This is a genomic window from Bradyrhizobium australiense (genome assembly GCF_013114825.1).
Taxonomy (GTDB): domain Bacteria; phylum Pseudomonadota; class Alphaproteobacteria; order Rhizobiales; family Xanthobacteraceae; genus Bradyrhizobium; species Bradyrhizobium australiense.
The window spans coordinates 259,771-282,647 of the sequence record NZ_JAAVLX010000010.1 but is presented as its reverse complement, the minus strand read 5'-3'; the positions used below and the strand labels follow the sequence as shown (position 1 = coordinate 282,647).

20 protein-coding genes and 1 pseudogene are annotated in these 22,877 nt (G+C 61.7%); 12 read left to right on the top strand and 9 right to left on the bottom strand.

Annotated elements, in window-relative coordinates; all coding sequences use genetic code 11:
* Window positions 1–98: 98 nt before the first annotated feature.
* From HCN58_RS28725 to HCN58_RS28705, 5 genes are all read right to left on the bottom strand, one after another.
* A complete protein-coding gene (locus HCN58_RS28725; RefSeq protein ID WP_171582714.1) occupies window positions 99–1,379 on the bottom strand; it encodes an ABC transporter substrate-binding protein in 1,281 nt (426 codons plus the stop codon).
* A 58-nt stretch (window positions 1,380–1,437) separates the two neighbouring features.
* Entirely contained in the window at window positions 1,438–2,511 is a 1,074-nt protein-coding gene (locus tag HCN58_RS28720; protein WP_171582713.1) for a branched-chain amino acid ABC transporter permease, read from the bottom strand.
* Between the two features lie 6 nt (window positions 2,512–2,517).
* On the bottom strand, window positions 2,518–3,411 hold the full coding sequence (locus HCN58_RS28715) for a branched-chain amino acid ABC transporter permease (protein ID WP_171582712.1): 894 nt from the start codon (window positions 3,409–3,411) through the stop codon (window positions 2,518–2,520).
* 196 nt (window positions 3,412–3,607) lie between these two features.
* On the bottom strand, window positions 3,608–5,539 hold the full coding sequence (locus HCN58_RS28710) for a long-chain fatty acid--CoA ligase (protein WP_171582711.1): 1,932 nt from the start codon (window positions 5,537–5,539) through the stop codon (window positions 3,608–3,610).
* Window positions 5,536–6,357, bottom strand: coding sequence for an ABC transporter ATP-binding protein (locus tag HCN58_RS28705; protein WP_171582710.1), 822 nt, complete (start codon window positions 6,355–6,357; stop codon window positions 5,536–5,538). The genes HCN58_RS28710 and HCN58_RS28705 overlap by 4 nt, the downstream gene beginning before the upstream one ends.
* A 297-nt stretch (window positions 6,358–6,654) precedes the next feature.
* Between HCN58_RS28705 and HCN58_RS28700 the strand changes: the two genes are divergently transcribed.
* The 5 genes from HCN58_RS28700 to HCN58_RS28680 all read left to right on the top strand — a co-directional run bounded on the left by HCN58_RS28700 (window position 6,655) and on the right by HCN58_RS28680 (window position 12,084).
* Complete coding sequence (locus HCN58_RS28700; RefSeq protein WP_171582709.1) at window positions 6,655–7,329, top strand: Crp/Fnr family transcriptional regulator; 675 nt, start codon at window positions 6,655–6,657, stop codon at window positions 7,327–7,329.
* Window positions 7,330–7,423: 94 nt separating this feature from the next.
* Window positions 7,424–8,509: a GDP-mannose 4,6-dehydratase gene (gene gmd / locus HCN58_RS28695; RefSeq protein ID WP_171582708.1), complete on the top strand. Its 1,086-nt coding sequence runs from the start codon at window positions 7,424–7,426 to the stop codon at window positions 8,507–8,509.
* Window positions 8,490–9,443: a GDP-L-fucose synthase gene (gene fcl, locus HCN58_RS28690; protein ID WP_171582707.1), complete on the top strand. Its 954-nt coding sequence runs from the start codon at window positions 8,490–8,492 to the stop codon at window positions 9,441–9,443. Before gmd ends, fcl begins: the two co-directional genes overlap by 20 nt.
* A gap of 155 nt (window positions 9,444–9,598) precedes the next feature.
* Window positions 9,599–10,576, top strand: coding sequence for a Bug family tripartite tricarboxylate transporter substrate binding protein (locus HCN58_RS28685; RefSeq protein ID WP_171582706.1), 978 nt, complete (start codon window positions 9,599–9,601; stop codon window positions 10,574–10,576).
* 443 nt (window positions 10,577–11,019) lie between these two features.
* Window positions 11,020–12,084 carry a fatty acid desaturase gene (locus HCN58_RS28680; protein WP_311966890.1) on the top strand — a complete coding sequence of 355 codons (1,065 nt, stop codon included), beginning with the start codon at window positions 11,020–11,022 and terminating at the stop codon, window positions 12,082–12,084.
* A gap of 176 nt (window positions 12,085–12,260) precedes the next feature.
* Here HCN58_RS28680 and HCN58_RS28675 read toward each other — a convergent pair.
* Together HCN58_RS28675 and HCN58_RS28670 are read right to left on the bottom strand one after the other, a co-directional pair.
* Window positions 12,261–12,572: pseudogene (locus tag HCN58_RS28675) on the bottom strand (uroporphyrinogen-III synthase); the annotation flags it as partial.
* Between the two features lie 287 nt (window positions 12,573–12,859).
* Complete coding sequence (locus HCN58_RS28670) at window positions 12,860–13,840, bottom strand: tripartite tricarboxylate transporter substrate-binding protein (RefSeq protein WP_171582705.1); 981 nt, start codon at window positions 13,838–13,840, stop codon at window positions 12,860–12,862.
* Between the two features lie 160 nt (window positions 13,841–14,000).
* On the opposite strand from HCN58_RS28670, the gene HCN58_RS28665 reads away from it, so the two are divergent.
* On the top strand, window positions 14,001–15,572 hold the full coding sequence (locus tag HCN58_RS28665) for a winged helix-turn-helix domain-containing tetratricopeptide repeat protein (RefSeq protein ID WP_171582704.1): 1,572 nt from the start codon (window positions 14,001–14,003) through the stop codon (window positions 15,570–15,572).
* 156 nt (window positions 15,573–15,728) lie between these two features.
* Here HCN58_RS28665 and HCN58_RS28660 read toward each other — a convergent pair whose 3' ends face one another.
* Entirely contained in the window at window positions 15,729–16,574 is an 846-nt protein-coding gene (locus tag HCN58_RS28660; protein WP_171582703.1) for a uroporphyrinogen-III synthase, read from the bottom strand.
* 142 nt (window positions 16,575–16,716) lie between these two features.
* Between HCN58_RS28660 and purU the strand changes: the two genes are divergently transcribed.
* Window positions 16,717–17,580, top strand: coding sequence for a formyltetrahydrofolate deformylase (purU, locus tag HCN58_RS28655; protein WP_171582702.1), 864 nt, complete (start codon window positions 16,717–16,719; stop codon window positions 17,578–17,580).
* Here purU and HCN58_RS28650 read toward each other — a convergent pair.
* Entirely contained in the window at window positions 17,577–17,855 is a 279-nt protein-coding gene (locus tag HCN58_RS28650; RefSeq protein WP_171582701.1) for a hypothetical protein, read from the bottom strand. The genes purU and HCN58_RS28650 overlap by 4 nt on opposite strands.
* Before the next feature lie 347 nt (window positions 17,856–18,202).
* Here HCN58_RS28650 and HCN58_RS28645 point away from each other — a divergent pair, with 347 nt between their 5' ends.
* From HCN58_RS28645 to HCN58_RS28625, 5 genes are all read left to right on the top strand, one after another.
* Window positions 18,203–19,375: an ABC transporter substrate-binding protein gene (locus HCN58_RS28645; protein ID WP_171582700.1), complete on the top strand. Its 1,173-nt coding sequence runs from the start codon at window positions 18,203–18,205 to the stop codon at window positions 19,373–19,375.
* 129 nt (window positions 19,376–19,504) lie between these two features.
* Window positions 19,505–20,374 (top strand): branched-chain amino acid ABC transporter permease, encoded by an 870-nt coding sequence (locus tag HCN58_RS28640; protein WP_171582699.1) that lies wholly within the window; start codon window positions 19,505–19,507, stop codon window positions 20,372–20,374.
* 7 nt (window positions 20,375–20,381) lie between these two features.
* Window positions 20,382–21,413 (top strand): branched-chain amino acid ABC transporter permease, encoded by a 1,032-nt coding sequence (locus HCN58_RS28635; protein ID WP_171582698.1) that lies wholly within the window; start codon window positions 20,382–20,384, stop codon window positions 21,411–21,413.
* Window positions 21,410–22,162 carry an ABC transporter ATP-binding protein gene (locus HCN58_RS28630; RefSeq protein ID WP_171582697.1) on the top strand — a complete coding sequence of 251 codons (753 nt, stop codon included), beginning with the start codon at window positions 21,410–21,412 and terminating at the stop codon, window positions 22,160–22,162. Before HCN58_RS28635 ends, HCN58_RS28630 begins: the two co-directional genes overlap by 4 nt.
* Window positions 22,155–22,871 (top strand): ABC transporter ATP-binding protein, encoded by a 717-nt coding sequence (locus tag HCN58_RS28625; protein ID WP_171582696.1) that lies wholly within the window; start codon window positions 22,155–22,157, stop codon window positions 22,869–22,871. The genes HCN58_RS28630 and HCN58_RS28625 overlap by 8 nt, the downstream gene beginning before the upstream one ends.
* Window positions 22,872–22,877 lie beyond the last annotated feature (6 nt).

The window sequence follows — 22,877 nt, the reverse complement described above, 5'->3', positions numbered from 1 at the left end:
GCGCCGGTGATTGGCCGAGAAGCCGCGGCGTACTGGATCCCCCGCTTTCGCGGGGGATGACCGTTGAGTGTAAAGCGCCTAAAAGCCGCCTCCTGACCTTACCAGCCGAGCCAGTCGGGTTTACGCGGCAAGTCGATCGTCTTCACCTTCTCCATCTTGATGCCGCCGTTCTTGACGAGATCGTTGAGCGGAGCGTCGGTCGCGCCCGCGACCTTCATGCGATAGAGGTCGACCTTGAGCGTGCCGCGGTGATCCTTCTCGGTGAAGGTCGAGGGGTTGCAGATGCCTTCGCCGCCGGCGGGCACCCAATCCTTCTTCTGATAGAAGCCCTTCTTGACGTTCTCGCCGGTGGCGCCGCCGTTCTTGGCAGCCCATTCGACGGCTTCCTTCATGTAGAGCGCGGTGCAGACGCCGGCGAGGTAATGCACGGGACGGTAGGCGGTACCGGCCGCGTCCGACATCTTGGAAATTTCCATGAACGTCTTCATGCCGGGCGCGTTGCCACCCCAGGCGATCGCGGTGCGCAGCGGAAACACCACGCCGTCGGCGGCAGCACCGGCAGCTTTCGCAGCGTTCTCGTCCATGCCCCAGACGTTGCCGAGGAACTGCACATCGACGCCGGCTGCCTTGCAGGCGTTGAGCACGGAGATGTTCGAGCCGGCGGTATTGCCGAGGTAGGCGTAGTTGGCGCCTGAGCTCTTCAGGGTCAGGCATTGCGCGCTGTAGTCGCCGGGCGTCAAGGCGAACACGATCGGCGGCAGCACCTCGAACCCGAGCTCGGTGGCAATGGCTTCGCCCGCCGCCTTCGGCGCGTTCGGATAGGGGTGGTTGGCGCCCATATGGACGTATTTCGGCTTGCCGGACTTGCCCTTGGCCTTCCAGTCCTCGGCGGCCCAAGTCAGCATGCCGCGAAGTGCATCCGAGTAGCTCGGTCCATAGAAGAAGTTGTAGGGCGCCGGCTTGGCCTTGCCGCCGGCGCCGGTCGGATCAGAAAGTGCCGCGGCATAGGATGCCGAAATATCCGGGATCTTGTCCTGGGCCAGGAATCCCGTCAGCGCCTCGGTATCGGCGGTGCCCCAGCCGAGAATGGCCGCGACCTTGTCGGCGCCCGACCATTTTTTGTACTGGGCGATGGCGCGCGGCACCTGATAGCCATAATCGACGGTATCGACATTGACCTTGGCGCCGTTGATGCCGCCGTTCTTGTTGATCCACGCATAGGTGTCCGCGACACCCTGTCCGAACGGCGTTCCGACGTCCGAGGTCGGACCTGAATAGTCGGCCAGATGCCCGAGCGAGATCGGCGCCTGGGCCGATGCCGCGGTGCTGCCCAACAGCAAAGCGAGCGAGGCAGTGCTCAACAGAGTCTTCATCGTCATGGACATAGTCCTCCCGGTTACTTCTCGAGGTCTTCTCGTTGTTCGTCCCGTTCCGACCTCAATGCGAGAACGGGTAGAGTTTCCAGTATGCCTTGATCTGCCGCCACCGATGCGCAAGTCCATCCGGCTCGAACACCAGAAAGACGATGATGATCACGCCGATGGCCATCTCGCGCAAGAAAGCGATGTTGTTCTTTAGTCCCAGAATTTGATCGATCGGGCTGTCGCGCAGCGCGACGCTGAGCCATTCCATCGATTCCGGCAGCAGCACCATGAACGCCGTGCCCATCAGCGTGCCCATGATCGAGCTGAGCCCGCCGATGATGATCATCGCCAGAAAGATAATGGAGCGATCAATGCCAAAACCTTCGTTGGAGACCACCTGATTGTAATGCGCATAGAGCGCGCCGCCGACGCCGGCAAAGAAGGCGGCGAGGCCGAACGACAGCGTCCGGTATTTGGTCAGGTTGATGCCCATGATCTCGGCGGACAAATAATGGTCGCGCACGGCGACCAACGCGCGCCCGTCGCGAGAACGGATCAGGTTCGTCACGAGGAGATAGCAGACGACGACATAGGCCAGCACGACATAGAAATACTGTTTGTCGCCGCGAAGCATGTAGCCGAAGATCGAGAACGGCTCGGCGCTGGCGGGCACGCTGCCGCCGGTGAACCATTCGGCGCGCGCAAAGAAGTCGAGCAGGATGTATTGCGCCGCCAGTGTCGCGATCGCGAGATAGAGCCCCTTCAGCCGCGCGGCGGGGAGCCCGAAGATCAGGCCGACGGCCGCCGTCACGACGCCTGCGAGCGGAATGCAGAAGAAGACGGGAATACCGAACCGGTTCGAGAGATAGGCTGAGGTGAAGGCGCCGAAGCCGAAGAAGGCGGCATGGCCGATCGAGATCTGGCCGGTGAAGCCGACGACGATGTTCAGCCCAAGGGCTGCGATGCCGAAGATGCCGATCTGGATCAGCAGACTGAGGCTGTACTCGTTCAGGACATACGGCGCAAAACAGACCAGCACGATACCCGATATCATGGCATTGCGGCTGGTCGTGGTCGGAAACACAGTGGTATCCGCTGCATAACTGGTGCGGAAATCGCCGGCGGGAATGAGGGTCTGGCCTGCCATAATTGGTTACACCCGCTCGATGTCTTTGGTGCCGAACAGGCCGTACGGCTTGATCATGAGGATGATAATCAACGCATAAAACGGCGCGATCTCATAAAGATTGCCCCAGTGCAGATATTCGCTGTCGAGAAAGTGCGCGAGGTTTTCCAACAGCCCGATGATGATGCCGCCCAGCACCGCGCCGCCGACGCTGTCTAGCCCGCCGAGGATTGCGGCCGGAAACACCTTGACGCCGTAGGCGGAGAGGCCGGCCGAGACGCCGTTGACGACGGCCACCACCACGCCCGCGACGGCGGAGACGGTGGCCGAGATTGCCCAGGCCATCGCGAACACGCTTTTGACGGAGATGCCGAGCGATTGCGCCACCTGCTGGTTGAACGCGGTGGCGCGCATCGCCAGACCATATTTGGAGAGGCGGAAGAACCAGGCCATGCCCACCATCATCGCCACCGATACCGCGAGGCTCATCAGATAAACGGTCTGCACCTGCAGTCCGAGGATGTTGACGTTCTGGGTCTGGAAGATGCGCGGGAAGGGCTGCAGGTTAACGCCGAACATCCACTTCATCAGCGCGGAGAATACCGTCGATAGCGCGATCGTCACCATGATCACGGAAATGATTGGCTCGCCGATCATCGGGCGCAGGATGACGATCTGGATGGCAATGCCGAACAGGAACATGAAGACCAGTGTGATCGGCATGCCCAGATAGAAGGGCACCTGATACTTGGTGAGCAGCCACCAGCACACCCAGGCGCCGATCAGCAGCAGTTCGCCCTGCGCGAAGTTCACGACTTGCGTCGCCTTGTAGATCAGCACGAACGACATCGCGACCACGCCGTAGAGCGTGCCGACCACGAGACCATTGACGAGGAGCTGGATCAGGAGCTGGGTGTTCATGCGGTCCTCTTTCCCTCTCCCGTTGCGGAAGAGGGTGGCTTCGCGAAGCGAAGACGGGTGAGGGGTTCTCTCCACATACGCATGTGTGGAGAGAGACCCCTCACCGAAGTGAGCTTTTGGCGAACAACGGCGTTGCCCTCTCCCACAAGGGGAGAGCGCGCATCAACTGGCACCGCGCTGTGTTGTGGATGCCCGATCATTCCGCGGCCTCCGCCATAGCCGCAGGCGCGCCGAGATCGACGACCCGAAGCGTGGTGCGGATACGCTGGGTAGTGCCGTCCTGGAATCGGATCACGGTATCGACGGGAATGTCGCTCCTGCCGGCATAGATCGCGTCGATGATATCTGCGTATTTTTCGTTGATGACGCTGCGGCGGACCTTTCGGGTGCGGGTCAGCTCGCCGTCGTCGGCGTCGAGCTCCTTGTAGAGCAGGAGGAAGCGGGAAATGCGCTGCGCCGGCGGCAGCGTGGCGTTGACCCCCTCGACCTCCTTGCGCAGCAGCGCATAGACCTCGGGGCGTGAGGAGAGGTCGGTGTAGGTCGTGAATGAGATGCGGTTCTTCTCCGCCCATTTCGAGATGATCGAGTAGCGGATGCAGATCATCGCGGCCAGCGTGTCGCGGCCGGCGCCGAGCACGACGGCCTCGGCGATGTAGGGCGAGAATTTTAGCTTGTTTTCCAGATATTGCGGCGAGAAGCGTTCGCCGCGCGAGGTCTCGGCGAGATCCTTGATGCGGTCGATGACGACGAGCTGCCGATCGTCATTAAAGTAGCCCGCGTCGCCGGAGTGCATCCAGCCGTCCTTGATGTCGGCGACCGAGGCTTCCGGATTCTTGTAATAGCCAAGGAACATGTTGGGGTGGCGCACCACGATTTCGCCGACGCCGTTGACGTCGGGGTTGTCGACGCGGAGCTCGATGTCGGCGGCCATTGGCACGCCCGTCGTATCCGGATCGACTTTGCCGGCAGGATGCAGCGTGTAGGCCCCCAGCATCTCGGTCTGGCCATAGAGCGTACGCAGCGGCACGCCCATCGCCTGGAAGAACTTGAACGTATCCGGTCCGAGCGCGGCGCCGCCGGTCGCGGCCGAGCGCAGCCGCGTGAAGCCGAGTCGGTCGCGCAGCGCGCGGAACAGCAACTGGTCGGCAAACATCGAATGCTTGCCCTGCGCGAGCGCTGATAGTCCGGCCTTCATGCCGAAGTCGAACAGCTTTTGTTTCAGCGGCGAGGAGTCCATCACGCCGGCGCGGACGTCGGCGGCGATCGATTCCCAGAGCCGCGGCGCGAACAGCACGAAGGTCGGCGCGATCTCGCGGAAATCGTGCATCATGGTCTCGGGCTCTTCGACGAAGTTGACCTTCATTCGGCACAGCAGCCCTTTGCCGAGCGCGTAGACCTGTTCCATGATCCAGGGCAGCGGCAGCACCGAGACGTATTCGTCATCCGGCCCCTTGGGATCGAATGCCAGATACGTCGCGCAATGTTTCAGGACGCGGCCAGCGGCCAGCATCGCGAGCTTGGGATTGGCCGTGGTGCCGGACGTGGTGCAGAGGATCGCGACGTCCTCACCCCTCGTCGCATCGACCAGCCGGTCGTAGAGCCCGGGCTCGCGCGCGGCGCGGTCGCGGCCCATCGTGGCCAACTTCTCGGCTTCCATCAGGCGCGGATCGTCATATTTTCGCATGCCGCGCGGATCGGAATAAACGATGTGCTTGAGATTGGGCGCGCGGTCGGCCAGCGCCAGCAGCTTGTCGACCTGCTCTTCATCCTCGGCGAACACCAGTCTGGCCTCGCCATAGCTAAGCAGATAGGCCGCTTCCTCGTCCAGCACGTCGCGGTAAAGGCCGAGGCTCATGGCGCCGATAGCGTGCGTTGCGATTTCGGCCGCCACCCAGTCCGGGCGATTGTCGCCGATGATGCCGATGACGTCGCCCCGCTTAAGACCCAGTTCGACCAAGCCGAGCGCGAAATCGTGTACGCGCGTCTGGTAATCGCTCCAGGTGAAGACGCGCCACAGCCCGAGATCCTTTTCGCGCAACGCGATCTCGCTGCCGTGCTCCCTTGCGTTGAGACGCAGCAGCTTTGGAAAGGTATCGGCCTGGGCGGCGCGTCCGGCATAATCCATCATGCGACGCTCTCCGCAGCCACGGGATTGTCGTCCGGATCGACGAGGACCTCGTCCTCTTCACCGAGATAGGCGCGTTTCACATGGTGATCGGCGAGTACCGACGCTGGATCGCCCTCGGCGATCTTGCGGCCGAAATCCAGCACCATGACGCGGTGAGAGATATCCATCACCACGCCCATATCGTGCTCGATCATCATGACGGTCATGCCGAACTCTTCGTTGAGATCGACGATGTAGCGCGCCATGTCCTCTTTTTCCTCGAAGTTCATGCCGGCCATCGGCTCGTCGAGCAGGATCAACTGCGGCTCCAGCGCCATCGCGCGGGCGAGCTCGACACGCTTGCGCAGGCCGTAGGGCAGGGTGCCGGCGGTCGCCTTGCGCACCGACTGCAGGTCGAGGAAATCGATGATCTCCTCCACCTTGTGGCGGTGTTCGAGTTCCTCGCGGCGCGCGCCCGTCAGCCAGTACAGCGATCCCGTGATGAAGTTGTTTTTCAAGAGGTGGTGTCGCCCGACCATGATGTTGTCGAGCACGCTCATATGGTGGAACAGCGCCAGGTTCTGGAAGGTGCGGCCGATACCGAGCGGAGGCCGCGCGTTCGGATTGAGGCCGGTGATATCCTTGCCGCGGTAGAACAACTGGCCTTCGGTCGGCTTGTAGCGGCCGGAAATGCAATTGACGATTGAGGTCTTGCCGGCGCCGTTCGGGCCGATGATCGAGAACAATTCGCCCTCGTTCACGCCGAACGAGACCTCGGTCAGCGCACGGACGCCACCGAAGCGCAGCGACACGCCGCGCACTTCCAACGTATGAGCCACTCATTCCCTCCAGATAAGGCGCTTGCCGCGCTCTTTATCTATCGTTCGCAATTGCACCCGCAATCTTACATCCGGACTGACCTTCCGGCCATCCGACTAACGATGCCGACCACGCCGGCATCACGCGTGGTAACGCCGCACCCCGAACAGTCGCCATGGACGCACCCGCCGAGGTGGCCCTCCTTAGAGCAATGCGATAGTTTGAAATGTCTTTTGCCTGACAATTCGTCGGGAAATTTGCCAGGCCGCACTTCTGTTGCAGTGCAGCAAGTGTGGGATGCGACGGTCGATGCGATCATGATTGCTGCGGATTACCTCAAGCGCATCGCGGCCTGGTCGCGTGAATTAAATGAGCGGGAAATCGAGGTCGCCCGTGCCGGCATCGTCGAGAAATCCTACCGCGCCAACGAGCATATCTTCATGCGCGGCGATACCTTTGACTACTGGACCGGCATCGTCACCGGTCTTGCCCGAATGAGTACCGTGTCGAGCGGCGGCAAGGCCGCCACCTTCGCCGGCCTCACGGCGGGTGCCTGGTTCGGCGAAGGCACGGTGCTGAAGAGCGAGCCGCGCCGCTACGACGTGGTGGCGTTGCGGGACACGAGGCTCGCGCTGATGGATCGCGCCACCTTCTTCTGGCTGTTCGAGAACAGCGTCGCCTTCAACCGCTTTCTGGTCCGGCAACTCAACGAGCGGCTCGGCCAGTTCATCGGAGCGGTGGAACATGGCCGCACGCTCGACGCAACCAGCCGTGTCGCGCGCTCCATTGCATCGTTGTTCAACCCGATTCTCTATCCGGACATGACGCGCCATCTCGAGATCACGCAGGAAGAAATCGGAGCGCTCTCCGGTATTTCGCGGCAAAATGCCAACCAGTGCCTGAAGCGGCTTGAGAAGGAGGGCTTGCTGCGGCTCGAATATGGCGGCGTCACCATCATCGAACTCGAACGCTTGCGCCACCATGGCGATTAGGTGCCTAAGAGCCTGATTTCAAATGGCTTTGGCGATAGACTTGGCGCAGGTCGAATGCTATGGCCTGCCGCGACGGCAGATGTTTGGAGAAGATATGGTGGCTCAGGATTCACAGCGGCGCGTGGCGCTGATCACGGGCGTCACCGGCCAGGACGGTGCCTACCTCGCCGAATATCTGCTCGGCCTCGGCTATGAGGTCCACGGCGTCAAGCGGCGGTCATCCTCGTTCAACACCGCGCGCATCGATCATCTCTACCAGGACCCGCATTCCCGCAAGGTGCCGTTCCTGCTGCACTACGGGGATATGACCGACTCGACCAACCTGATCCGGCTGATGCAGCAGATCAGGCCGACCGAGATCTACAACCTCGCCGCCCAGAGTCATGTCGGCGTCAGTTTTGAAAGCCCGGAATATACCGCGAATGCCGACGCCATCGGCGTGCTGCGGCTGCTGGAAGCGATCCGGATCCTCGGCATGGAGAAGGAGACGCGGTTCTATCAGGCCTCGACGTCTGAACTCTACGGTCTCGCCCAGGAGGTGCCGCAGAAGGAGACCACGCCGTTCTATCCGCGTTCTCCCTATGGCGTCGCGAAACTCTATGGCTACTGGATTACGGTGAATTACCGCGAGGCCTACGGCATGTTTGCCTCGAACGGCATCCTGTTCAACCACGAGAGCCCGATCCGCGGCGAGACGTTTGTCACCCGCAAGATCACCCGCAGCGTCGCCCGCATCGAGGTTGGCCTCGAAGAAGTACTCTATCTCGGCAATCTCGGAGCCAAGCGCGACTGGGGCCATGCGCGGGATTATATCGAGGGCATGCACAAGATATTGCAGGCGGATGCGCCCGACGATTTCGTGCTGGCGACCGGCGAGACCCGTTCGGTGCGCGAGTTCGTCGAACTGGCGTTTGCCGAAATCGGCCGCCGCGTTGAGTGGCGCGGCAAGGGCGTCGACGAGACCGGCGTCGACGCCAAGTCCAGAAAGACCATGGTCCGCATCGATCCGGTTTATTTCCGGCCGACTGAGGTCGATCTTCTGGTCGGCGATGCCAGCAAGGCGCGGGAGAAACTGGGCTGGAAGCCGAAGACCTCCTTCACCCAGATGGTCAAGGAGATGGTTGCGAGCGATCTCGAAGAAGCGCGGCTGGAGGCGGCGGGTGGCAGGCATTCCGTTTGAGCTCAAAGGCAAGACGGTCTACGTCGCCGGCCATCGCGGCATGGTCGGCTCCGCGCTGGTGCGCCGGCTGGCGCGGGAAGGCGTCGAACTATTGACGGTAACCCGGAATGAGATCGATCTGCGCGATCAGGCCTCGGTCAACCGCTGGTTCGCCGCCAGGCGTCCGCAGGTGGTGTTTCTCGCCGCCGCCAAGGTCGGCGGCATCGCCGCCAACAACACGTTGCGCGCCGAATTCCTCTACGAGAATCTGGCGATTGCGGCGAACGTGATCCATGCGGCGCATGTCAACCGCGCCGAGAAGCTGATGTTCCTGGGCTCATCCTGCATCTATCCAAAACTGGCGCCCCAGCCGTTGCGCGAGGACTCGATGCTGACCGGCCCGCTGGAACCGACCAACGAGCCCTATGCAATTGCCAAGATCGCCGGCATCAAGATGGTGGAGGCCTATCGCAGTCAATATGGTGCCGACTTTATCAATGTGATGCCGACCAATCTTTATGGGCGCGGCGATAACTATCACCCCGAATACAGCCACGTCGTCGCCGCGCTGATCCGCCGCTTTCACGAGGCCAAGGTTTCCGGCGCGAAGCGGGTCGTGGTCTGGGGCACCGGCACGCCACACCGCGAATTCCTCTATGTCGACGACCTTGCGGACGCCTGCATCCATTTGATGAAGACCTATTCGGATAGCGAGTTGGTCAACATCGGCACCGGCGAGGACATCACGATCGCCGAATTCGCCCGCGTCGTCGCGGTGACCGTGGGCTATACCGGCGAGATCGGTTTCGACACTTCGCGGCCCGACGGCACGCCGCGCAAGCTGCTCGACGTCAGCCGCTTGGCAAAACTGGGCTGGCGCGCCAGCACGAAGCTCGAGGACGGCATTCGGCTCGCCTACCAGGCTTACCTCAGCGAGCACGTGGTGAGCGGCTAGCTCGCTGAACGAAAAGTCCTGTCAGTTCGCGTTAACGCGAAAGCATTTCGCCTCTCTCTGACGAAAATCGATACCCAATTTTCCTGATCATGCTCTAGGATGCACGCACCGAGCGGCCGCAAAGAGCCGCCGGCGCGTGTTGTGGAGGAAGCATGATGAAATATCAGCGTCGCCAGTTCTTGCAGCTCTTAGCCGGCGCGGCTGCGCTCCCCGTTACGTCAAGCATCGCAACTGCGCAGGCCTACCCATCGCGACCGGTGCGCCTCGTGATCGGCTATACGCCCGGCGGCTCGGCGGACCTCACGTCGCGCCTGATGGGGCAGTGGCTGTCGGAAAAGCTCGGGCAATCCTTTGTGATCGAGAACCGGCCGGGCGGCGGCACCAATATCGCCACCGAGCAGGTGCTGCGCGCCACGCCTGACGGCTACACGCTGCTTCTGGTGGCGCCGGCGAACGCCATCAACGCCACGCTTTACGACAAGCTACCCTTCGATTTCATGAAGGAGATGGAGCCGATCGCCGGCATCATCCGCTTTCCCAATGTCGTGGTGGTGCACCCGTCGCTGCCGATAAAGTCGATTCCCGAGCTGATCGCCTATGCCAAGGCCAATCCGGGCAAGCTCAACATGGCGTCTTCAGGCAACGGGTCCACGATCCACATGTCGGGCGAACTGTTCAAGATGCTCACCGGAACCAACATGCAGCATGTGCCCTACCGCGGTGGCGCGCCGGCACTCACCGACATGCTCTCCGGCCAGATGCACGTCATGTTCGACAACCTTCCGACCTGCGCCGAGCATGTTAAATCCGGCAAGCTTCGCGGTCTTGCGGTCACCAGCACGACGCGCTCGGACGTGCTGCCGGATCTGCCGCTGGTCGCCGATTTCCTCCCCGGTTACGAGGCAAGCGCCTGGTATGGCCTCGCAGCACCCAAGGGAACGCCGCCGGAAATCGTCGACAGGCTCAACGGTGCCGTCAACGAAATCCTCGCCGATCCCAAGGTGAAGGCCCGGTTCGCCGAGATCGGCGCCATTCTGCTGCCGGGCTCCCCCGCCGATTTCGGCAAGCTGGTGGCGGACGAAACCGAGAAGTGGGGCAAGGTGGTCAAGTTCGCCGGCGCCAAGGTGGACTAGGGCGGATATTGATCAAACTGGCGGTGAGGCAAGACTGTGGCGCAATAGGCAATGTCCGCTTTCGGGGGCCATAGCAGTCGCGGATCAGCCGCATCGTGATGTCCGCAAGTGTGAAGGGATTGCCGGCCGCTTGAGGACGGCGCCGAGTGTTCGGCGGCCGGCGTCCGAAAGCCTCCAAGGGGCACGCGGAACGCGGATCTGCAGTCTCCTTGACCTCCCCCCAATTCGTGTCCATATGCGGGTAATCGACACTTGGCCGAACGACTGGGCCCGCTTTGCCTTGCTCCTTGCAGGCACGCACGTTTCAGACCCTTCTCCAAAATCGATCAACCGAGAAGGTGCCGATCCATCGGCGCCTCGACCTTACATGCACTGTCAGAAGGGATATCTCCGTGCATAAGAGAACAGTGCGGTGGTCAAACAGCCAAAAGGGCTTTGGCTTCATTCAACCTTCCAACGGCGGCGAAGACGTCCTCAACGCTCGGCGTTGGAAGCGCATTTTGGGCAAATACAGCACCCCAACTCGGCTGCGCAGCATTGCCGAACTGGCGATCACGGCTTTGCCGCTGATAATGTTATGGACCGCGGCTTGGTTCACGTTCTCTCTTGGCTATGCCTGGGCTTCACTACTTATCGCGATTCCGGCTTCTGGCTTTCTCGTACGCCTGTTCATGATCCAGCACGACTGCGGTCATGGCACCTTTTTTGCCGGCCGTCTGGCGAATGACTGGGTCGGCCGCATCATTGGCGTGCTCACGCTCACCCCTTACGACTATTGGCGCCGCACGCATGCGATTCATCATGCCACCACCGGCAACATCGATCGCCGCGGTATCGGCGATGTCGATACGCTGACAGTGCGTGAATACCGGGCTCTTTCATGGTGGGGTCGTCTGAAATACCGTCTTTACCGCCACCCGCTGATCATGTTCGGGGTCGGACCAGCCTATCTGTTTCTTTTGCAACAGAGGATCCCGGTCGGCCTCATGCGCAATGGTTGGCAGCCTTGGGCCAGTACAATGGCAACCAATCTCGCGATTGCCGTCGTCGTCGCTGCGCTCACATGGTTTATCGGCATCAAGGCGTTCCTGCTCGTGCATCTTCCGATTACGCTCCTCGCCGCCACCGCCGGCGTATGGCTGTTCTACGTGCAGCATCAATTTGAGCACACGACGTGGGAACGCGACGAGAGCTGGAACCTGCATCAAGCCGCCCTGTACGGCAGCTCACATTACGAGCTGCCGGTGCTGCTACGCTGGTTCACGGCCAACATCGGTATTCACCATGTGCATCACCTCTGCAGTCGTATTCCCTATTACCGGCTGCCGCGCGTGCTGCGCGACCACCCTGAACTGCGCGACGTCGGCCACATAACGCTGCTGCAGAGCTTTCGGTGTGTACGGCTTGTGTTATGGGACGAGGCGCAGCGCCGCTTGGTATCATTCCGGGAAATCAGGGCCCGGGACTTTCAGGAAGCAGCGCCAAATCTCGCCGCACCATCGTCATAACGGTCGCGGCTTCTCGGTCCCCGATAGCCGCAGTATACCTACCAGACGCCTCGATAAGGCCCGAAGGGGCCAATGTCGCCTTTTGGCCTCGCGGACGTCCGGAGATCAGCGCGCAACGTCCATGTTCAACGACAAAGCGACGTTTGACTGGCCGCAAATAATGCGGAGTACGGCGGTCAGCTTCGCGCAGCCGGGCGCGGCGGATTCTTGCCGAGCGCCGCGGCCATCGCCGAAATCAGCGGCCGCATGAAGAACGCATCCTCGGCCGGATAGATATCGGTGCGCAGGCCGTGCGACTTGAGTTCATCCGACACCGCCGGTCCGACCGAAGCGATTGGCGTACGCTCGAGGCCCTCGCACAAGCGATCCCCGCAGCCGCGCGTCCACGCTACCTCGATGAGGCGGCGAACTTGGCCCAGATTAGTCAGCGCGATCGCTCCGATGCGCCCGGCCGCCGTCTCGTCGATGGCGGTGATGATGTTAGCGTCGGTCATCCCAAACTTGTTGCAGTCGGCTCGGTTGCAGACACCAATCCTCGTCAGGGCAATGAGCAGCCTGCGCAGCGCGCTTTCATCAGCGGACACCAGCTTCGCCAGTTCGGCCGTCAATTCTGCATCATCTCCGAGGCCTCAGCGAGATTGAGTTTCGCGGCGACATAGATCACCGCCGTGACACGATGGGCCTGCACCAGATCAAAGACGGACCCTGATCTTCTCATGTGTTCCCCCGAATAGGATGAGGCCCCGGACTCTTGGCCGGCCCGCCACCGGAATCCTTAGTTGGTCGGTGTGAAGTCAGTTGCCTGCACGATCGCTTTCCACCGTTCGGATTCGGATGCGATCAGCCGGGCAAAGTCGCCCATCGAGATCGCGTCAACCTCTACTCCTAATTTCATTATGCCGGATTTTACTTCTTGGGTGCGCAGGGCCGCCTGTATCGCACTGTTGAGCCGTTCGACCATAGCCGCCGGCGTCTTCATCGGAACAAAAAATCCATACCAGGTGAGGTCCTCAAGCGACGGATAACCGGCTTCCGCCACCGTCGGCACGCTGGGAAGAAACGAGCTGCGGCGAGGCCCGGTGGCCGCCAGTGCCCGAAGATCTCCGGATCGGACGAGGCCCAGGGAGCTGCCGATCGGCATGATGGCTGATGCGATCTCGCCTTTGAGCAGATCCTGAATAGAGGCATTCCCTTGATAAGGCACGTGAAGATAATCGAAGCCCGCGGTGCGCCCCAGCAGCGCACCGAGGAAATGCAGTGTCGTTCCAACACCCGTCGTGCCGTAGGTGGCGTGTTTGGGGTTGGCGCGGCACCATCCGACGAAGTCGGCAAGAGTCCTTACATCATCCGGCACCCTCGGGCCTACCGTCAGCAATGTTGGCGTCGAGGCGACCGTCGACACCGGAGTAAAATCCCGCGGCTCATATCTGAGCGTCTTGTAGACGTGCGGGTAAAGCATCATGAATCCAAGCGGCGCGATTAGCATGACCGATCCGTCGGGGTCGGCGGTCTTCACCGCCTCCACGGCGACACGACCGCCCGCACCCGGCCGGGTCTCGACGACGATTGTCTCCGAATAATCTTTCATCTGACCCGCAATGAGCCTCGCCAGGGCGTCAAGCAGCCCGGGCGTGAAGCCCGTCAGTATGTGCACAGTTTTTGGGAGCGGTTGTGTGTTGCCCTGCGGCACAAGACCAACAGCAGAGAGCGCGACACTGGCCGCCGACACGGTCAACAAGTCACGACGAGTGATCATGGACTGTTTCCCTGGTTTGAATCTTCCAGCTCGGGATGTACCACGGCAAGTATGGATACGCTTAATCTTCGTCTTACCTTTCCCTTACTGTCGGCTTATTCTTGTATTTCCAACAGTGTCACAGGGCGTTCGACGCTTGACCGCCACGCGGGAAATTGGCTTGCGCTATCTCTTTGAAAATTATGTATTTGATACCGACCGGCGCGAGCTTCGGCGCGGGACGGATGTCATCGCCATCGCGCCGCAGGCGTTCGACTTGCTGAAATATCTGATCGGCAACCGGGAACGCGTCGTCAGCAAGGACGACCTCATAAGAGCCATTTGGGAAGGCCGCGTTGTCTCAGATGCGGCTCTGACGACCCGCCTGAATGCTGCGCGGAAAGCGATTGGAGATTCCGGAGATGAACAGCGCCTCATCAAGACCTTTCCGCGCAAGGGCGTCCGGTTCATCGGCCCGGTGCACGAAACGTCCGGGCCTGCGGCCGCAATGGTCGCGCGCGCCTCGCCGACGTCGGGCTTGGCCGTTCCTGATAGACCCTCGCTAGTCGTTCTGCCGTTCACCAATCTGAGCCCTGATCCTGAGCAGGAATATTTCGCCGATGGCGTGACCGAGAGCCTGACCACGGACCTGTCGCGCATGGTCGGCATCTTCGTGATCGGTCGCAACACTGCTTTCACCTATAAGGGAAGGCATGTCGATCTGAAGCAAATCGGTAGAGAACTCGGCGTTCGCTATATCCTCGAAGGGTCCGTGCAGCGCGGTGGAGGCAGCATACGCATCAACGTCCAGCTCATCGATGCCGAAAGCGGCAATCATCTGTGGGCCGAACGATTCGACAAGCCAATCGCCGATCTGTTCGACACACAGGATGAAATTGGCGCGCGTCTTGCCAATCAGCTCGGAACGGAGTTGGTCACGGCCGAGGCACGACGAGCGGCGCGGGCGCCACATCCAGATTCGATGGACCTGTATTTCCAGGGCATGGCGAGTGTGCACCGGGGATCGGACCCCGCAAACCTATCGCAAGCGCGTAAGTTCTTCGAACAGGCCCTCTGCCTGGACGCCGGCAACATTGAAGCAATGGTTGGTATGGCGTTCGTCGATGCCATGCGGGGAACTTCCATGCAGACTGGCGACCGGACTGCACGCCTCCTGGCGGCCGAAATGTCTTTGGCCAAGGTGCTTACGTATCTGCCAGACCACGCCATCGCGCATTGCCTCCTTGGCGTCGTTCAGATTTTTACTAAACGAGCCGCTCAGGGCATCGCCGAATGTGAGCGCGCGTTGGCGCTAGATCGAAATCTGGCCGGCGCTTACGCGTGGATTGGGCTTGGCAAATGTTATCTGGGTCGAGCCGAGGAAACTGAAGCCTACATCATGAAGGCATTTCGGCTTTCTCCCCGCGACAATAGGGCGTTCACCTGGATGATTAATGCCGGCGTCGCGCAGTCATATCTTGCGGCCGATGAAGCTGCTGTCTACTGGTTCAAGCGGGCCATTGAGACCAATCGGAATGTCGCCGCGTTCGTTCACGTCTACCTTGCCGCGGCGTTGGCTCATCTCGGGCGGATCGAGGAAGCACGAGGTTCGATACAGACCGGACTGGCCATCGATCCCAATTTCACTCTCTCCCACTTCCATGCCAGTACGCCAACGGACAATTCGACCTGTCTCGCACAGCGTGCGCGGATTGCCGAAGGCATGCGCAAAGCAGGGCTGCCGGACGGGTGAATTGGCGAGCGGGCATTCTGGTTGATCGACAGGCGCCCCTCGAGAGTGACCGCCATTGGTTCCTCGCGGACATGCGCAGATCAGCGCGTAATGTCCGCTTTAGCGGCAAACCGGACGTTTGGCTGGTTGCAGGTAATCCGGTTTATGTCTGAACTGTCAGCTTCGCGCAGCCGCGCGCGGCGGATTCTTGCCGAGCGCCGCGGCCATTGCCGAAATCAGCGGCCGCATGAAGAACGCATCCTCGGCCGGATAGATATCGGTGCGCAGGCCGTGCGACTTGAGTTCATCCGACACCGCCGGTCCGACCGAAGCGATTGGCGTGCGATCGAGCCCTTCGCGTAAACGATCCTCGCAGCCGCGCGCCCGCGCTACCTCGATCAGGCGGCGAACCTGGCCGAGATTGGTCAGCGCGATCGCGTCGATGCGGCCTTCCGCCATTTCGTCGATCGCAGTGAGGATGTTGGCATCCGCAGCCTGCGCGTCGTAGACATAGGGCAGCACCGTATCGACCTCGGCCCCCTGCGCCTTGATCGCGCCGATCAGGACGCCATGATCCTTGTCCGGGTAGAGCTGCAATCCGAGGCGATGGCCGCGGAGATCAAGCCGCGACAGCATCTCGGCGACGCCTTCGGAGGTTGGCTTTTCCGTCGTCATCTGTGGCTCCAGCCCGATTTCGCGCAGCGCCTTGCCCGGTTTGGGCCCGCGCGCAAATTTGCGCGCCTTGCCGAGCGCGGCGACGAACGCCTGTTCGGCATCGAGACGCCGCACGACCTTCATCAGCCGGCGCAGGCCTTCGCCCGTCATCAGCACGAGGTCGTCAAAGGGCTGTTCAATGCACCGCCTGATCCAGCCTTCGATTGGCGCCGGGTCCGCCGCGTCGTGGATGGTAAACATCGGACATTGCAGCACGTCGGCGCCCTGTTCGGTGAGCAGGCGGGAAAACTGCGCTTCCTCGCGGGTTTCCAGGATCAGGATGCGGTAACCGTTCAATCTGTCAGCCATGATCTCGCTCCAACGCTTTTGCTTCGCGCTTTGTTCATCCTGACCCCGATTTCCGGATTGGCGCAAGCGCGTCCGCGGTGATAGAGCAAGGCCGCAAATCCGCGGTTTTCACCCTTCTGCCTGAATTGTAATCAAGTCCGCCATGCCCGATCATCAATTCGTCCTGACCCTGTCCTGCCCGGATCGCCCCGGCATCGTTTCCGCGGTGTCGACCTTTCTGGCCCATAACGGGCAGAACATTCTGGACGCCCAGCAGTTCGACGACGTCGAGACCAAGAAATTCTTCATGCGGGTGGTGTTCACCGCCGCCGACCTCGCCGTCGAACTGCAGGCGCTGCAGACCGGCTTTACCGCAATCGCCGAGCGCTTCAACATGGATTGGCAGATGCGCGACCGCGCCAGCCGCCGCCGGGTGATGCTGCTGGTTTCCAAATCGGATCATTGCCTGGTCGACATCCTCTATCGCTGGCGCACCGGCGAACTCGAGATGATCCCGACCGCGATCGTTTCCAACCATCCGCGCGAGACCTACAGTTCGCTCGATTTCGGCGAGATTCCGTTCCACTGTTTGCCGGTGACGAAGGAAACCAAGCGCGAGCAGGAAGAGGCGGTCTGGAAACTGGTTCAGGGCACTGGGACCGATCTCGTTGTGCTGGCTCGCTACATGCAGATCCTGTCGGACGAAATGTCGGCAAAACTGTCCGGGCGCTGCATTAACATCCACCACTCGTTCCTGCCGGGCTTCAAAGGCGCGCGGCCCTATCACCAGGCCCATGAACGCGGCGTCAAGCTGATCGGCGCCACGGCGCATTATGTCACGCGCGACCTCGACGAAGGCCCGATCATCGACCAGGACGTCGAGCGCATCAGCCATCGCGACACGCCGGAAGATCTGTCACGCAAGGGCCGCGATATCGAGCGCCGCGTGCTCGCGCGCGCCATGCGCCATCACCTCGAGGACCGCGTCATCCTCAACGGCCGCAAGACGGTCGTGTTTATGGATTAGCGCGCCGCATCCCGGGACGCGGGAGCCGGGTTGGTCTCCTTGTCGCGCTCGGAAGCCGGCATTAGGCGCTTTCGCTCGCGCTCCCGCATGTACTCGTCGTACTTTGCGGTCCCCGGGCGTGGCGGTGCATCCGCGGGAATTCCGCCGATCGCGGCCGGAATGGCATCGCTGACGCCGGCAGCGAGTTTCTCGTTGATGGTTCCACAGCCGGCCAGGCCGCAGCCCGCAAGGGCAACGGTGACGATCGTGACAATATGGCGCGCGCTGGTCGGCATCGGCAGAAGATTACAACCATACCCTCTAAGGATGATGGATTTAGGGCGCCGCCTAGGAGAATCGGCGAGAGACGGTTCTTTGTTGACAGGACCATTTCATTTGTACAATCGTACAAATAGGCGATAATTGCAGGAGGTTCGGGCAGGGATATCGGATCGTATTACATTACCATCGCGTTCACGGCTATGCGGCTTGTTCGCTGCGACACGCCGATGGTCCGATTGACAAAAGGGCGGTCAAGTACGCCATGTTGCCGCGCTACCCGGCGGAAAAATCTGGGTTATGGTGCGATCAAGGGCCGGGGACTCGGTTCGAGACACAAGGCCGATCAGGGGGAGAGATGCTCATGTCTATTCGCAGTCAACTATTGCTGGCCGCAGGCTCGGTCGCCGCGATGCTGGCGCTTGCGCCGGCTCACGCCCAGGAGACCGTCAAGATCGGCCTGATCCTGCCGATGACCGGCGGCCAGGCATCGACCGGCAAGCAGATCGACAATGCGGTCAAGCTCTACATGCAGCAGAACGGCGATACCGTCGCCGGCAAGAAGATCGAAGTCATCCTCAAGGATGACGCGGCGGTTCCCGACAACACCAAGCGCCTGGCGCAGGAACTGATCGTCAACGACAAGGTCAATTTCATCGCGGGTTTTGGCGTGACGCCGGCAGCGCTTGCGGCGGCGCCGCTGGCGACGCAGGGGAAAATCCCCGAAATCGTGATGGCGGCGGGCACCTCGATCATCACCGAGCGCTCGCCCTATATTGTGCGCACCTCGTTCACGCTGGCGCAGTCGTCGACCATCATCGGCGACTGGGCCGCCAAGAACGGCATCAAGAAGGTCGCGACGCTGACCTCCGACTACGCACCCGGCAACGACGCCCTAAACTTCTTCAAGCAGAACTTCACCGCCGGCGGCGGCGAGATCGTCGAAGAGGTGAAGGTGCCCTTGCAAAACCCTGATTTCGCTCCGTTCTTGCAGCGCATGAAGGACGCCAAGCCCGACGCGGTGTTCGTGTTCGTGCCGGCCGGGCAGGGCGGCAACTTCATGAAGCAATATGCCGAACGCGGCCTCGACAAGGCGGGCATCAAGGTGATCGGCCCCGGCGACGTAATGGACGACGACTTGCTCAACGGCATGGGCGATGCCGCGCTCGGCACGGTGACGGCGCATCTCTACTCCGCCGCGCATCCCTCTGCCGCGAATAAGGAATTCGTCGCCGCCTACAAGAAGGCGTTCGGCCAGCGTCCCGGCTTCATGGCGGTCGGCGGCTATGACGGCATCCGCCTGATCTACGAGGCGCTGAAGAAGACCGGCGGCAAGACCGACGGCGACGCGCTGGTCGCGGCGATGAAGGGCATGAAGTGGGAAAGCCCCCGCGGCCCGATCTCGATCGATCCGGAAACCCGCGACATCGTGCAGAACATCTATATCCGCAAGGTCGAGAAGGTCGACGGCGAACTCTATAACGTCGAGTTCGCGACCTTCGAGGCGGTGAAGGATTCCGGCAAGACGAAGAAGTGACGACGAAGTCGTCATCCCGGGGCGCGCAACGCGCGAACCGGGACCTCGAGGTTGTTGAAAAGAGATTCAGGGTTCAGCGCTGGCGCGCTGCCCCGGAATGACGTGTCCTAGAGGTTCTTCGGCGTTCCCATGACCACGCTGTTCACCATCTTATTCGACGGTGTCGCCTACGGCATGCTGCTGTTCGTGCTCGCCTGCGGGCTGGCGGTGACGCTGGGGTTGATGAACTTCGTCAATCTCGCGCACGGCGCCTTCGCCATGGCCGGCGGCTATATCTGCGCGGTGCTGGTCAACAATTCTGGCTGGCCGTTCTTCGCGGCGCTTCCGCTCGCCTTTGTTACGGCCGCGGCGATAGGCGTGGCGCTGGAGCGCACGCTTTACCGCCACCTCTACACTCGCAGCCATCTCGACCAGGTGCTGTTCACGATCGGCCTCACCTTCATGTCGGTCGCGGCGGTCGACTACATCATGGGATCATCGCGTATCTTCATCAAACTGCCGGGGGCGCTGGAAGGCCAGTTCGATTTATTCGGCGTCGGCATCGGCCGCTACCGGCTGATGATCATCGTGATCTGTGGCCTGCTCACGGTAGCGCTGCAATTGGTTTTGGCGAAGACCCGTTTTGGCAGCCGCCTGCGCGCCGCGGTCGACGATCCCCGCGCGGCAAGCGGCCTCGGCATCAACGTGCCGCAGGTGTTTGCGTTCACCTTCGCCTTCGGCTGCGGTCTTGCCGGCCTTGGCGGCGCGCTCAGCGCCGAAATCCTCGGGCTCGATCCGTATTTCCCGCTAAAATTCATGATCTACTTTTTGATCGTGGTCACCGTCGGCGGCTCATCCAGCATCACCGGGCCGTTCCTGGCGTCGCTGTTGCTCGGCATCGGCGATGTCGCCGGGAAATATTACGTGCCGAAGATGGGACCGTTCGTCATCTACACCATCATGATCGTCATCCTGATCTGGCGTCCGAACGGCCTGTTCGGCCGCGCCGCCGCGCGATGAGCCCCCGATGACCGCAATTTCCGACGTCTCATTCCATGCCATCGCCCGCGCCCGCTGGCGCCCAGCCGAGATCGCGTTCTGGATTCTCGCAGCGTCCTGCGCATTTCTGTTTCCGTCCCGCTATCTGATCATGACCGACATCATTCGGCTGGCATTGTTCACGCTGTCGCTTGATCTGATCCTCGGCTACGCCGGCATCGTTTCGCTTGGGCACGCCGCGTTCTTTGGCGTCGGAGCCTATTCGGCCGGGCTGCTGGCCTTGCACGGCATCGTCAACGAGCCGGTGATCGCGCTGGTCGTCGCCGGCCTCATCGCCATGGTGCTCGGCTTTCTCACCAGCTTCCTCGTCATCCGCGGCGTCGACCTGACCCGACTAATGGTGACGCTCGGCATCGCGCTACTGCTCGAAGCGCTGGCGGAACGGTTTTCCAACATCACCGGCGGCACCGACGGGCTGCAGGGCATCGAGATGCAGCCGATCCTCGGCCTGTTTGCGTTCGACATGTTCGGCAAGACCGGCTTTTATTATTCGCTGATCGTGCTATTCCTGCTGTTTCTGCTGGCGCGGCGGATCGTGAATTCGCCTTTCGGCCTGTCGCTGCGCGCGATAAAGAACAATCCGTTGCGGGCGTCGGCCATCGGCGTGCCGGTCAACCGCCGCCTGATCGCGATCTATACGGTGGCTGCGTTTTATGCCGGCATTGCCGGCGCGCTGTTCACCCAGACCACGGCGCTGGCTTCGCTCGACGTGTTCGCCTTCGAACGCTCGGCCGATCTGATGCTAGTGCTGGTGATCGGTGGCACCGGCTATCTCTATGGCGGGCTGATCGGGGCTGTTGTCTTCAAGATGCTGCAGGAACTGTTTCAGACCATTACGCCTCAATACTGGCTGTTCTGGATCGGGCTTGTTCTGGTCGTGATAGTGCTGGTCGGCCGCGAACGCATCCATCGCTGGGTTCTTTGGGGGCCGAACCTCGTCATCCGTCAGGTCCTCGGACGCACGGCCGTCGTTGCCGTTCCCGAAAGCGACGCACCATGACGATCGCTCTCGAAACCAGGGGACTGGAAAAATCCTTCGGCGGCCTGAAGGTCACGCGCGATCTGTCGCTGAAGGTGGAGCAGGGCGCCCGTCATGCCCTCATCGGACCGAACGGCGCCGGCAAGACCACTGTCATCAATCTCCTGACCGGCGTGCTCAAGCCCAATGCCGGGCGGATCCTGCTGGAGGGCAACGACATCACCGATTTGCCGGTGCACAAGCGGGTGCTGCGCGGTCTCTCGCGCACCTTCCAGATCAACCAGCTCTATGCCGACCTGACCCCGCTCGAAACGGTGGGGCTCGCCGTCTCCGAACGGCTTGGCCGCGGCGGCGATTGGTGGCGGCGGATGGGCACACGCGACGACGTCAACGAGGAGATTGCAGAGACGCTCGAACGTTTTCATCTCCTCGACGTCATGAACGAACTGACAGCGACGCTTCCCTATGGGAAGCAGCGCCTGCTCGAAATTGCGGTCGCCATTGCGACCAAACCGCGTGTGCTGCTGCTCGACGAGCCCGCTGCCGGCGTGCCCGAGAGCGAGCGTCACGACATTCTGGCGGCGGTCGCTGCCCTGCCGCGTGACGTCACGGTGCTGCTGATCGAGCACGACATGGATCTGGTATTCTCGTTCGCTGATCGTATCTCGGTGCTGGTCAACGGCGCCATGCTGGTCGAGGGCCCGCCGGATGAAGTGGCGCGGGATCCGCAAGTGAAGGCGGTCTATCTCGGCGAGGCGGCCGATGCCTGATCTCCTCGCCATCGATGCCTTGCGCGCCGGCTACGGCGAAGCCGTGGTGCTGCCCTCGATGTCGCTGGCGCTGGGCGAGGGCCAGGTGCTGGCGCTGCTCGGGCGCAATGGCACCGGCAAGACCACGCTGATCAATTCAATCGTCGGCATCACCCGCCGCTTCGGCGGTACGATTGCGCTCGGCGGGCTGGATATCACCGCGATGCGTCCGGACCAGCGGGCGCGGGCCGGGATCGGCTGGGTGCCGCAGGAACGCAACATCTTCCGTTCGCTGACGGTCGAGGAAAACATGACGGCGGTGGCCCAGCCCGGCCCATGGACCGTGGAAAAGGTCTACGAGATGTTTCCGCGGCTGAAGGAGCGCCGCAGCAATTTCGGTAACCAGCTTTCCGGCGGCGAGCAGCAGATGCTGGCGATCGGCCGCGCGCTGACCCTCAATCCCAAGGTGCTGCTGCTGGACGAGCCGACCGAGGGGTTGGCGCCGATCATCGTCGAGGAACTGCTGCGGGCGCTCGGCACCATTACCCGGGCCGGCGGCATCTGTTCTGTTATCGTCGAGCAGAACGCGCAAAAGATTCTGGGGCTGGCCGATCGGGTTGTGATATTGGAACGCGGCGCAATCGTGCATGATGCGGCCAGCAGCGCGTTAAAGACCGATCCCGCGGTGCTCGAACGCTATCTCGGCGTCGCCGGCGCCGCCGCGCACTAGATCTAA